Annotated in this window: 12 protein-coding genes; 9 read left to right on the top strand and 3 right to left on the bottom strand. The window is 66.2% G+C overall.

The genetic code is table 11. The features are described from left to right. The first annotated feature begins 36 nt into the window (after positions 1-36). Positions 37-933, top strand: a complete 897-nt coding sequence (locus tag RAM80_RS09100) for a 1-aminocyclopropane-1-carboxylate deaminase/D-cysteine desulfhydrase (RefSeq protein WP_416425992.1) — start codon at positions 37-39, stop codon at positions 931-933. 132 nt (positions 934-1,065) lie between these two features. Here the strand turns inward: RAM80_RS09100 and RAM80_RS09095 are convergent, their stop codons facing one another. Together RAM80_RS09095 and RAM80_RS09090 are read right to left on the bottom strand one after the other, a co-directional pair. Continuing rightward, positions 1,066-1,617, bottom strand: coding sequence for a cytochrome b (locus RAM80_RS09095; protein ID WP_416425990.1), 552 nt, complete (start codon positions 1,615-1,617; stop codon positions 1,066-1,068). Beyond that, a complete protein-coding gene (locus tag RAM80_RS09090) occupies positions 1,614-2,594 on the bottom strand; it encodes a DUF1853 family protein (protein ID WP_416425989.1) in 981 nt (326 codons plus the stop codon). The genes RAM80_RS09095 and RAM80_RS09090 overlap by 4 nt, the downstream gene beginning before the upstream one ends. Positions 2,595-3,121: 527 nt before the next feature. On the opposite strand from RAM80_RS09090, the gene RAM80_RS09085 reads away from it, so the two are divergent. Genes RAM80_RS09085 through pepN form a run of 6 tightly spaced genes read left to right on the top strand, consistent with a single transcriptional unit; the run spans position 3,122 to position 9,621 of the window. Beyond that, positions 3,122-4,012 (top strand): NAD(+) kinase, encoded by an 891-nt coding sequence (locus RAM80_RS09085; RefSeq protein WP_416425987.1) that lies wholly within the window; start codon positions 3,122-3,124, stop codon positions 4,010-4,012. After that, on the top strand, positions 4,012-4,983 hold the full coding sequence (locus RAM80_RS09080; protein WP_416425985.1) for a metallophosphoesterase: 972 nt from the start codon (positions 4,012-4,014) through the stop codon (positions 4,981-4,983). The genes RAM80_RS09085 and RAM80_RS09080 overlap by 1 nt, the downstream gene beginning before the upstream one ends. After that, positions 4,980-5,849, top strand: coding sequence for a rhomboid family intramembrane serine protease (locus tag RAM80_RS09075; protein ID WP_416425983.1), 870 nt, complete (start codon positions 4,980-4,982; stop codon positions 5,847-5,849). The genes RAM80_RS09080 and RAM80_RS09075 overlap by 4 nt, the downstream gene beginning before the upstream one ends. A 14-nt stretch (positions 5,850-5,863) precedes the next feature. Next, complete coding sequence (locus tag RAM80_RS09070; RefSeq protein WP_008371636.1) at positions 5,864-6,124, top strand: YeaC family protein; 261 nt, start codon at positions 5,864-5,866, stop codon at positions 6,122-6,124. Further along, a complete protein-coding gene (locus RAM80_RS09065; protein ID WP_416425981.1) occupies positions 6,121-6,951 on the top strand; it encodes a DUF2797 domain-containing protein in 831 nt (276 codons plus the stop codon). The genes RAM80_RS09070 and RAM80_RS09065 overlap by 4 nt, the downstream gene beginning before the upstream one ends. A gap of 12 nt (positions 6,952-6,963) precedes the next feature. Continuing rightward, a complete protein-coding gene (gene pepN / locus RAM80_RS09060) occupies positions 6,964-9,621 on the top strand; it encodes an aminopeptidase N (RefSeq protein WP_416425979.1) in 2,658 nt (885 codons plus the stop codon). Positions 9,622-9,870: 249 nt separating this feature from the next. Here pepN and RAM80_RS09055 read toward each other — a convergent pair whose 3' ends face one another. Further along, positions 9,871-10,167 carry a DUF3077 domain-containing protein gene (locus RAM80_RS09055; protein WP_416425978.1) on the bottom strand — a complete coding sequence of 99 codons (297 nt, stop codon included), beginning with the start codon at positions 10,165-10,167 and terminating at the stop codon, positions 9,871-9,873. A gap of 474 nt (positions 10,168-10,641) precedes the next feature. Between RAM80_RS09055 and RAM80_RS09050 the strand changes: the two genes are divergently transcribed. Further along, positions 10,642-11,436, top strand: coding sequence for a hypothetical protein (locus RAM80_RS09050; RefSeq protein WP_416425976.1), 795 nt, complete (start codon positions 10,642-10,644; stop codon positions 11,434-11,436). 60 nt (positions 11,437-11,496) lie between these two features. Further along, the gene (locus RAM80_RS09045; protein WP_416425974.1) at positions 11,497-12,108 is read left to right on the top strand and encodes a DUF5666 domain-containing protein; all 612 of its coding nucleotides are present in this window, start codon (positions 11,497-11,499) and stop codon (positions 12,106-12,108) included. Positions 12,109-12,159: the final 51 nt, after the last annotated feature.

The raw sequence follows: 12,159 nt of genomic DNA, 5'->3' as shown, positions 1-12,159 counted from the left end.
TAAACTGGCAGGCCCATGGCCTGCCAGTGACCTGCAATGACCCTTCCCGACTGGGCGCACCCTGCGCCCCTGCATCCCCTGGACCTCGGTTGGCTGCGCGCCGCCGGGGTGCAGGTGGCCATCCTGCGCCTGGACCAGATCGACCCGTTCATCAGCGGCAACAAATGGTTCAAGCTCAGCGAACACCTGCAACGCATGCGCCGCGAAGGCTTGAGCGGGGTGATGAGCCTGGGCGGCGCCCATTCCAACCACCTTCACGCCCTGGCGGCGGCGGGCAAGCGCCTGGGCTTCAAGACCGTGGGCCTGTTGCGTGGCCACCCGCAGCAGACGCCTACCGTTGATGACCTGCAAGCGTTTGGCATGGAACTGCACTGGCTGGGTTACGCCGGCTACCGTGAACGGCATGCGCCGGGGTTCTGGCTGCCGTGGCAGGCGCGTTACCCCGATTTGCTGGCGGTGCCCGAAGGCGGTGGCGGCGAGGAGGGCGCGCGTGGCTGCCAGGTGCTGCTGGAGCAGGTGCGGGCGGGGTTGCCGGGGCTGGGGTGGGATGGCTTCGATGCCTGGTGGCTGGCCGTGGGCACCGGCACCACCTTGGCAGGCCTGGTGCAGGCCGGCGGGCCGTTCGCCTACGGCGCCATGGCGGTACCGGGTGACCATGGCGTGGAGGCAAACCTGGCGGCGTTGCTGGGCACCGGCGATGGTTTTGAGCTGATCGACGCCAGCCGAGGCGGCTTTGCCAAGGTGGATGAAGCGCTGCTTGCGTTCATGGCCGCCGCCGAGCAGGAGAGCGGCGTGCCGTTGGAGCCGCTGTACAGCGGCAAGGCCCTGCTGGCGCTGCACGACAACCTCCATCGCTTCGCCCCTGGCACCCGCCTGGTGTTCATCCACACCGGCGGCCTGCAGGGAACACGCGCCGCCCCCCACCCCACGTAGCAGCTGCCGCAGGCTGCGTCCGGCCGTTACACGGTGTGCCTGCCGTTGCGCGGCGCTTCCGGACGCGGCCTGGCGGCCGCTGCTACGGGATCTCCTGCGTAGCAGCTGTCGCAGGCTGCGTCCGTCGGGGCATCAACCCTGCTTGCGCGGCAGCATCCGCACCAGGGTGTTATCTCGCACCACGTAATGGTGATACAGCCCCGCCAGCGCATGCAGGCCAATCAGCCAATAGCCCCAGGTGCCGATCTGCTCGTGCCAGTGCTTGATCTGCTTCGCCGCCTCGTCGTTCGGGCCGATCAGGTGGGGCAGTTCCAGTCCCCAGAACGGCACCGGCTTATCGGCGGCGCTGAGGATGAACCAGCCCAGCAGCGGCATGGCCACCATCAGCGCGTACAGCAGGGTATGCATCAGGTGCGCAAGGCCGGTCTGCCAGGCCGGCGGCTTGGGGACGATTTTCGGCGCGGCGCCAGCGATTTTCGCCGCCAGGCGTATCCACACCAGCACGAACACGGTCAGCCCGGTCATGAAGTGCAGTTGCACGATCAGCGCGCGGCTGTCGCTGCCCTTGGGGAAGTTGCCGCGCAGCTCGATGCAGGCGTAGACGATGGCCAGCAGTACCAGCATCAGCCAGTGCAGGGCGATCGACAGGCTGCCATAGCGGGCCTCGGTGTTTTTCCAGGTCATTGAATTTCCTCACGGTCGTTGCATCTTTTTATAGGTGGCGCATTGGGCCACAGGTCCGCGACCAGAAACAGCCGTTCGGCCTCTTCCCAGGCGCCATCGCTGGCTTGGACCAGGCGCACCAGCAATTGTGCCGGGGCCAGCGGGTCCAGCGCCTGCAGCCACTGCTGCAGTTGCGCGGCGTCCCAGGTGTCCTGCTCGGCGTAGCGCGCCGGCGCCAGCCAGGCGTGGCGTGGCAGCAGCTGCCAGCGCCCGGGCTGGCTTTGCAGGTAGAACGCCGGCCAGTCGCGCTGGTGCAGCCACCGGCCGCGCAGGTGCTGGGGGTGTGCGCCGGGCGGCGGTTGCGCGGTGCCGGGCCAGGGGTACAGCAGGTAGCCGCCCAGCCACAGTTGCGCGCTGAACTGCACGATGCCCAGCGCCGCCAGGGCCTGGCGGCTTTCGTCGCGGGCGGAAATGGGCAGCTGGTGCTGGGCCAGGTGCGCCAGCTTCAGGTCCAGGCGGTCGTGGCTGCCCGGGCCCAGCCACAAGGCAGCGTGCTCGCCGTCACTGGCCTGGGGCCCCAGGTACAACTTGATCGCCAGCTCCAGGTGGTGCACGCCGCCGCCGTCGCGCAACAGGATGTCCAGCTCGCCCAGGGTGTGCCCCTCGCGGCGTATCGGCAGGTTCGAGGCAATCAGCTCGATGCCCGGCGCCTGGCTCAGGGCAAACTGCCACAAGCGCTCGTAATAGAGCCCCAGGCGACGAGTGGCGGCGCCCCGGGCCAGCCAGGCCACCAGCGGGCTGTGATCCACATCCAGCGCCCGCAGCCACGCCTCCAGCCGCCAGGGCTGCGCCACCCAGTCGCTGCCGGTCAGTGGGTGGCGTTGGGGCCACGGCGTCTCGGCCAGCATCGGCGGCGCCAGGATCACCCACGCCAGGTCACGCACCTGCGGCTGGCGCAAGTGGCGGGGTAGAGCGGCTAACGTGGGAAATAGAGTCATCGTGCGAGCATAGCCGGTTGGTAACCACTACGCCGATCTCAAGGCCTGCACCAAAGGCTAAAACCTCGGTCCATCAGGCCATGGCACGGTGCAACAAATGTAGCTGCTGCCGCCAGGCTGCGGCCCGCCGTGCGGACGGCGGGTGGTGGCCGTTACGCAAATCCCGAGTCGGCCCGCAGCCGCTGCCGCCAGGCTGCGGCCCGCCGTGCGGACGGCGGGTAGTGGCCGTTACGCAAATCCCGAGTCGGCCCGCAGCCGCTGCCGCCAGGCTGCGGCCCGCCGTGCGGACGGCGGGTGGTGGCCGTTACGCAAATCCCGAGTCGGCCCATAACCGCTGGCCGGCATGAACCCTGGAGATCTCCAGCGGGGCATAGGGCCAGCGCAGCCTTCGGCAGCGGCTACGGTGCTTTAGCCACCTCATACAGCAAACCTTTTTGTCCTGCCGGTTGCTTTCGCCCATAATCGACCCCACGTTTCCCAAGGCGCCGCACCGTGGCCGCGCCCGTTCCAGACCCCGCAGGAGCCCCATGGAGCAATTTCGCAATATCGGTATCATCGGCCGCCTCGGCAGTTCCCAGGTGCTTGATACCATTCGCCGCCTGAAAAAATTCCTGCTCGACCGGCACCTGCACGTCATTCTCGAGGACACCATTGCCGAGGTCCTGCCGGGGCATAACCTGCAGACCTCGACGCGCAAGATGCTCGGCGAAGTGTGCGACATGGTGATTGTCGTCGGCGGCGACGGCAGCCTGCTGGGCGCCGCGCGCGCGCTGGCCAAGCACAACGTGCCGGTGCTGGGCATCAACCGCGGCAGCCTGGGCTTCCTCACCGACATCCGCCCCGACGAACTGGAGGTGAAGGTCGCCGAGGTGCTGGACGGCCACTACCTGGTGGAAAACCGCTTCCTGCTGCAGGCCGAAGTGCGCCGCCACGGCGAGGCCATCGGCCAGGGCGACGCCCTCAACGACGTGGTGCTGCACCCCGGCAAATCCACGCGCATGATCGAGTTCGAGATCTACATCGACGGCCAGTTCGTGTGCAGCCAGAAGGCCGACGGCCTGATCGTCGCCACGCCCACCGGGTCCACCGCCTACGCGCTGTCGGCGGGCGGGCCGATCATGCACCCCAAGCTCGACGCCATCGTCATCGTGCCCATGTACCCGCACACGCTGTCGGGCCGGCCGATCGTGGTGGATGGCAACAGTGAACTGAAGATCGTGGTGTCCAAGGACATGACCATCTACCCGCAGGTGTCCTGCGACGGCCAGAACCACTTCACCTGCGCCCCGGGCGACACCGTCACGGTCAGCAAGAAGTCGCAGAAACTGCGCCTGATCCACCCGCTGGACCACAACTACTACGAAGTCTGCCGCACCAAACTCGGTTGGGGCAGCCGGCTGGGAGGCACAGGAGACTGATGCTCGATCCCGCACGCAGCTACGATCTGATCGGTGACGTGCACGGTTGCGCTCATACCCTTGAGCACTTGCTCGACACCCTCGGTTACCGCAAACAGGGCGGTATCTGGCGGCACGCCCAGCGCCAGGCGCTGTTCCTGGGCGATATCATCGACCGCGGCCCGCGCATTCGCGAGGCGCTGCACATCGTCCACGACATGGTCGACGCCGGCCAGGCGCACTGCATCATGGGCAACCATGAATTCAACGCGCTGGGCTGGTGCACACCGGCGCCGCCGGGCAGCGGCAAGCAGTTCGTGCGCGAGCACACGCCGCGCCACGCACGGCTGATCGGCGACACCCTGGCGCAGTTCGAACAGCACCCCGGCGACTGGAAAGACTTCGTGCAGTGGTTCTACGACATGCCGCTGTTCATCGACGCCGGGCGCTTCCGCCTGGTGCACGCCTGCTGGGACCACAGCATGATCGAGCTGCTGCGCGGCCAGTACCCGGACGGCTGCATCGACGAGCACTTCGTACAGGCCGCCGCGGTGCCAGGCAGCTTTGCCTGCAACGTCTTCGACCGCCTGCTGCGCGGCACCGACATGCGCCTGCCCGACGGCCTGACCCTGACCGGCGGCGACGGCCTGACCCGCGCCTTCTTCCGCACCAAATTCTGGGAAGACGACCCGCAGACCTACGGCGACATCGTCTTCCAGCCCGACGCGCTGCCCGAAGAGGTGGCCAGCACGCCGCTGTCCAGCAGCCAGAAAAACAACCTGCTGCGCTACGGCATCGACGAGCCGCTGCTGTTCGTCGGCCATTACTGGCGCAGCGGCCGGCCCTCGGCCATCCGCCCCAACCTGGCCTGCCTGGACTACAGTGCCGTGCTCTACGGCAAGCTGGTGGCCTACCGCCTGGACCAGGAAACGCTCATCGACCCGCACAAGTTCGTGTGGGTGGACGTGGAACGCGCGCAGGTGCAGCCATGAGGCCAGTGACCGTGATGCGCGTGCCCCTGGGCACCGACCTCAGCGGCTTCGTGCAGCTGCTGGCGCGGCTGCAGGTGCCGCACCGGGTCAGCGAGGAGCGGGGCGAACAGGTGCTGTGGGCCGTCGACGAACAGATGGCCGCCGACATCCGCGACCTGTACGCCCGCTACCCTGATGGCAACGCCGACCTCGACCTGAGCAGCTACCAGCCCCGGCCACGAATCTCGCGGCCCAGCCTGGCCGACCAGGCCCGTGCCTGCCCGGCCACGGCGCTGGTGTTGCTGCTGTGCCTGATCGTCGCCGGCCTGACCTACCTGGGCGACAACTTCGACACCCTGCACTGGCTGACCTTCCAGGACTTCAGCTTCGACAGCGAAAACCTCTACTTCCTGCCCCTGGGCGCCAGCCTCGACGCTGGCCAGTGGTGGCGGCTGTTCACGCCCATGTTCCTGCACTTTGGCGTGCTGCACCTGGCCATGAACGCCCTGTGGTACTGGGAACTGGGCAAGCGCGTCGAAATCCTGCAGGGCCGCATCAACCTCATCGGCCTGACCCTGCTGTTCAGCCTGGTGTCCAACACGGCCCAGTACTGGTACAGCGGGCCGACCCTGTTCGGTGGCCTGTCCGGCGTGCTGTACGGGCTGCTGGGTCACGTGTTCGTGTTCCAGTGGCTGGCGCCCAACAACGTCTACCGCATGCCGCGCAGCGTGCTGGTGATGATGCTGGCGTGGCTGGTCATCTGCATGACCCCGCTGGTGGGCATGTTCGGCCAGATCGCCAACGCCGCCCACGTCGGCGGGCTGTTGGTCGGTTGCCTGACAGGGCTCTTGGGTGGCGCCTTCGCGCGCCGTAAACTACGCGCATAAATTCTGGAGACGCCATGACTTCCTTCGCCCACATGATCGAAAACATCACCCCCGAAATCTACGAGAGCCTGAAACTGGCCGTGGAAATCGGCAAATGGTCCGACGGCCGCAAGCTCACCACCGAGCAGAAAGAGCTGTCGCTGCAGGCGGTGATCGCCTGGGAGATGCAGAACCTGCCCGAAGACCAGCGCACCGGCTACATGGGCCCGCAGGAATGCGCCTCGAAGTCGGCGCCGGTGGCGAACATTCTGTTCAAGTCGGATGCTGTCCATTGAACGAGATTGGTCGCGGTACCCTGAGCAAGATGGCCACCCGGCTCGACGAGTCGGCGGTCCAGTACAGCTTTCGCCTGGGCGACGTCGAGATCCCGGTCAATGACCTGATCGGCAAGCCCCTGCGCCTGGAATACCTGGGCGCCATCCACTGCACCCACTGCGGTCGCAAGACCAAGACCAGCTTCAGCCAGGGCTACTGCTACCCCTGCATGACCAAGCTGGCCCAGTGCGACGTGTGCATCATGAGCCCCGAGCGCTGCCACTACGACGCCGGCACCTGCCGCGAGCCGTCCTGGGGCGAGCAGTTCTGCATGACCGACCACGTGGTGTACCTGGCCAACTCGTCGGGCATCAAGGTCGGCATCACCCGCGCCACCCAGCTGCCCACGCGCTGGCTCGACCAGGGCGCCAGCCAGGCCCTGCCGATCGTGCGCGTGGCCACCCGCCAGCAATCGGGGCTGGTGGAAGACCTGTTCCGCTCGCAAGTGGCCGACCGCACCAACTGGCGCGCGCTGCTCAAGGGCGACGCCGCGCCGGTCGACCTGCCCCAGGTGCGCGACATGCTGTTCGACACCTGCGGCGCCGGCCTGTCGATGCTGCAGGAACGCTTCGGCCTGCAAGCCATCCAACCCTTGCATGACACCGAAGTGCTGGAGATCCGCTATCCGGTCCAGGCCTACCCGGCCAAGATCGCCAGTTTCAACCTGGACAAGAATCCGATCGCCGAGGGCACGCTGCTGGGCATCAAGGGCCAGTACCTGATCTTCGACACCGGCGTGATCAATATTCGCAAATACACGGCGTACCAGCTCGCCGTGCATCAGTAGAAGGATGTCAGCATGCGCACCGAACAGCCGAAAATGATTTACCTCAAGGACTACCAGGCCCCTGAGTACCTGATCGACGAAACGCACCTGACCTTCGAGCTGCACGACGACCATACCCTGGTCCACGCGCAGCTGGTCATGCGCCGCAACCCGGCCCGCGGGCCTGGTTTGCCGCCGCTGGTGCTGGACGGCCAGCAGCTTGAACTGCTGTCGGTCAGCCTGGGCGACCTGGAACTGGGTACTGCCGATTACCAGATCGACGACAGCCACCTGACCCTGCACCCCACTGCGGCCAGCTTCACGCTCGACACCAGCGTGCGCATCCACCCCGAGACCAATACGGCGCTGGAAGGCCTGTACAAGTCCGGCAGCATGTTCTGCACCCAGTGCGAGGCCGAGGGCTTCCGCAAGATCACCTACTACCTCGACCGCCCGGACGTGATGAGCAAGTTCACCACCACGGTCAGCGCCGAGCAGCACAGCTACCCGGTGCTGCTGTCCAACGGCAACCCGATTGCCAGCGGGCCCGGTGAAGACGGCCGCCACTGGGCCACCTGGGAAGACCCGTTCATGAAGCCGGCGTACCTGTTCGCCCTGGTGGCCGGCGACCTGTGGTGCGTGGAAGACAAGTTCGAGACCGCCTCCAAGCGCGACGTCACCCTGCGCATCTACGTCGAGCCGGAAAACATCGACAAGTGCCAGCACGCCATGACCAGCCTGAAGAAGTCCATGCGCTGGGACGAAGAGGTGTATGGCCGCGAGTATGACCTGGACATCTTCATGATCGTCGCGGTCAACGACTTCAACATGGGCGCCATGGAGAACAAGGGCCTCAACATCTTCAACTCCAGCGCCGTGCTGGCGCGCGCCGAGACCGCCACCGACGCCGCCCACCAGCGTGTCGAGGCCATCGTCGCCCACGAATACTTCCACAACTGGTCGGGCAACCGCGTTACCTGCCGCGACTGGTTCCAGCTGTCGCTGAAAGAAGGCTTCACGGTGTACCGTGACGCCGGCTTCTCCTCGGACATGAACTCGGCCACGGTCAAGCGCATCCAGGACGTGGCCTACCTGCGCACGCACCAGTTCGCCGAAGACGCCGGCCCCATGGCCCACCCGGTGCGCCCGGACAGCTTCATCGAGATCTCCAACTTCTACACCCTGACCGTGTACGAGAAGGGCGCCGAAGTGGTCGGCATGATCCACACCCTGCTGGGCAACGAAGGCTTCCGCAAGGGCAGCGACCTGTACTTCGAGCGCCACGACGGCCAGGCCGTGACCTGCGATGACTTCATCAAGGCCATGGAAGACGCCAACGGCGTCGACCTGACCCAGTTCAAGCGCTGGTACAGCCAGGCCGGCACCCCGCGCGTGCAGGTCAGCGAGACCTACGACGCCGCGGCCAAGACCTACAGCCTGCACTTCCACCAGACCTGCCCGGCCACCCCGGACAAGGCCGAGAAGCTGCCGTTCGTGATTCCCGTGGCCCTGGGCCTGATCGACGCCCACGGCAACGACCTGCCGCTGCAACTGGCCGGTGAAAGCGCGCCGGAGGGCACCAGCCGCGTGCTGTCGGTGACCGAGGAAGACCAGACCTTCACCTTCCACAACATCGACGCCAAGCCGTTGCCGTCGCTGCTGCGCGGCTTCAGCGCGCCGGTGAAGCTGAGCTTCGACTACAACCGCGACCAGCTGATGGTGCTGATGCAGCACGACAGCGACGGCTTCAACCGCTGGGACGCCGGCCAGCGCCTGGCCGTCCAGTGCCTGCAGGAACTGACCGCGCAGTACATGGAAAATAAACCCATGGTGCTCGACCCACGGCTGATCACCGCCTTGGGCACCGTGCTGGCGAACCACAGCCTGGACCAGGCCATGGTCGCCGAGATGCTCTCGCTGCCGAGCGAGGCCTACCTGGCCGAACTCAGCGACCGCGCCGAAGTGGACGCCATCCACGCCGCCCGCGAATTCGCCCGCGCGCAGATCGCCGAACACCTGTACGGCGCCCTGTGGCAGCGTTACCAGGCCAACCGCGCCATCTCGCGCGAGACCGCCTACGTGCCGGAGGCCGAGCACTTCGCCCGCCGCGCGCTGCAGAATATCGCCCTGTCGTACCTGATGCTGACGGCCAAGCCGGAGGTGCTGGAAGCCACCCTGGAGCAGTTCGACGCCTGCGACAACATGACCGAGCGCCTCACCGCACTGGCCGTGCTGGTCAACTCGCACTTCGACGCCGAGAAAGCCAAGGCCCTGGACACCTTCGCCGAGCACTTCAAGGACAACCCGCTGGTCATGGACCAGTGGTTCAGCGTGCAGGCCGGCAGCACCCTGCCAGGCGGCCTGAAACGCGTGCAGGCGCTGATGCAGCACCCGGCGTTCACCTTGAAGAACCCCAACAAGGTGCGCGCCCTGATCGGCGCCTTCGCCCAGCAGAACCTGGTCAACTTCCACGCCGTGGACGGCTCGGGCTACCGTTTCCTGGCCGACCTGGTCATCCAGCTCAACGCCCTGAACCCGCAGATAGCCTCGCGCCAACTGGGCCCACTGACCCGCTGGCGCAAATACGACCCGCACCGCCAGGCGCTGATGCGCGGCGAGCTGGAGCGCATCCTGGCTTCCGGCGAGCTGAGCAGTGACGTGTATGAAGTGGTGAGCAAGAGCCTGGCGTAAGCTGGCTGTTGTTTAATCAGGCGCCGCACCTGCCTTGCAGGGCGGCGCCTTTTTTGTGCCTTCGCGCTTTGCGTAGCCGCTGCCGCCAGGCTGCGCTGGCCCTGCGCCCCGCTGCAAATCTCCAGTGAACTCCAGGGCCAGCGCAGCCTTCGGCAGCGGCTACGTGTTCGGCGGGGAATTGGTTGCGTTGGCGGACGCGGCCTGCGGCCGCTGCTACGGGTTTTTCCCACGGGCACCTGCGATGCTGGCCTATCTGGAGGCGTGCACACCTTGCAGCGAAGCAGCAACTAATCCGCTACTCATCTCTGTGAGACATTCGATTGCGTGGTTCAGTGCTTGGGCTGCCTCTACCGTAGCATCACAACGCTCGTCCGCCAGCACACGGATGGTGTTGAGTATCGCGTTGGCACTCTGCAGTGCCTCATCGATCGGCACATCGCCACGTACCGTGAACAGATGACCGGAAGGGCTTGTTCCAAAGTCGATTTCGCAGGTGGTAGGCAACGGTGAAAGGGTTTCGGATAAAGCAGCGGCGCAGATGGACATGATTCGATCCCATGTTGAGTGAAGATCGCCACTAACCCTTCGACAAGTTGGGTGGCAGACCGTGCGGCGTTCGAAGTCGGGTAACTCTCGATCAACATGGAAGCCAAGAGGCCCGCGCCACACGGCCCGCCATAAAGCAAAGCAAAAGGCAAAAAAATGCCCCAGCTTTTATGGGGGCGCTACTGCGCCATGTTGATTGAGTGCCGGCTTCGACCCCGGGTCGTTGATTTGGCAACGACGGGGGAAGGTTATCTTTACAGGCGGATGACTGCAAGCGCCGTGTGGCCGCAGCCTTCGGCAGCGGCTACGTGTACGGCGGGGGATTGGTTGCGTTGGCGGACGCGGCCTGCGGCCGCTGCTACGGGACCTTGGGGTGATGTGGTCGCGTCCGCGCGCCACGCCAAATCAACCATCAAGAATCCCCACCCGCCGCCGATACGTCCCAACGCCCCCTGGACTTTTCGGCTGACATTCATGAAGCAGTTTTTCAACAAGCCTTACCTGTTACCCACTCTTATTTCCCTGGTGCTGCTGGCCGTGGTGTCGCTGTGGCTGAGCCCGGCGCTGGACGTGCTGGCGCTGGCGCGTGACCTGCGCTGGCTGGCGGTGCTGGCGCTGTTCCTGTACAGCCTGTTCTGCTGGGCGTGCATCTCCCTGGGCCGCTGGGGCGAGGTGGCGTGGAAGCGCGCCGACTACCTGTGGCTGGGCTGCGTGGCGCTGGCGCTGGTGGTGCAGGCGGCAGGCGAGGGCAGCCTGCGCTGGGTGGCCACGGCGTTGCTGCTGGTGTTGGCGCTGGCGTTGCGCGCGGCCAAGGTCAAGGCCGAGGTGCTGCTCAAGACCCCGCGCCGCCAGCCGGTGTGGCTGATCCTCAACCAGCGCCTGGAAATTCCTTCCGAAGGCCGCCTGGACATGAAGGCCCAGCGCGCCAAGGTGCGCCTGGTGCAGCTGCTGCGCGATTGGCGGGTGGGCAAGTTTCCCCTGGCCCACGTGCAGGTGGCGGCCAAGGCCCCGGACCTGCTGGCCAGCTCGGTGGTCGAGGTAAAGCCGCGCTTCAGCGAGCCGGAGTTCAGCTACGACTTCCAGCACTCGCTGGAGGCCACCGACCTGGGCCGCTGGATCCTCGAACAGCCGGTGAACACCGTGTACCTGTTCGGCGAAACCAACGCCACGCTGCTGGCCCAGCTGTTCCGCTGGGGCAAGGACCACGACCTGGAAGTGATCATCGATGGCGGCGTGACCCTGCTCAACGAAGAGCACGCGCTGGCCTGAGCAACGGTGATAGAGTGGGAATTGATCGCTAGCTATCGATTTCCCTCAGGAGTGCCGTTCATGAAGCTCAAACGCTTGTTCACTGCATCCAGCCTGGCCCTGGCGGTGCTTGCCAGCAGCGGCCTGCACGCCGCCGACGCGCAACCCACGGGCGTGCGCGGGGCCATCACCGCCATCAACGGCGACGACCTGCAGGTGAAGACCAACCGCGGCGAAGACGTGGTGGTGCACCTGACGCCCGACACCCAGGTGCGCGGCGTGACCCTGGCCAACATCGCCGACATCAAGCCGGGCAGCTACGTCGGTTCGGCCGCCATTCCCCAGGCCGACGGCACCCTCAAGGCCCTGGAAGTGCATGTGTTCCCGCCTTCCATGGCCGGCACCGGCGACGGCCACCGCGCCTTCGACCTGGCGGCCAACAGCAGCATGACCAACGGCAGCGTCGGCGACCTGGTGGTGGCCAACGGGCGCACCATCACCGTGAAATACAAAGGCGGCGAGCAGAAGATCCTGGTGCCGGACGACGTGCCGGTAGTCAACCTGGTGCCGGCTGACCGCAGCCTGCTCAAGCCGGGGGTGAAGATTGTGCTGTTCGCGCAGAAGGCGGCGGACGGCAGCTACACCGCGAAGGCCATTTCCGCTGGGGAAAATGGCCTGAAGCCGCCGATGTAAGGTGGCGGCGCCCCCCCGCCCTGTAGCCGCTGCCGCCAGGCTGCGCTGGCC

This window comes from Pseudomonas sp. App30, from assembly GCF_047947025.1.
In the GTDB taxonomy this organism is placed as follows: Bacteria; Pseudomonadota; Gammaproteobacteria; order Pseudomonadales; family Pseudomonadaceae; genus Aquipseudomonas.
Note: the sequence above shows the minus strand (reverse complement) of the source record. Positions and strands in the feature narration are given on the sequence as shown.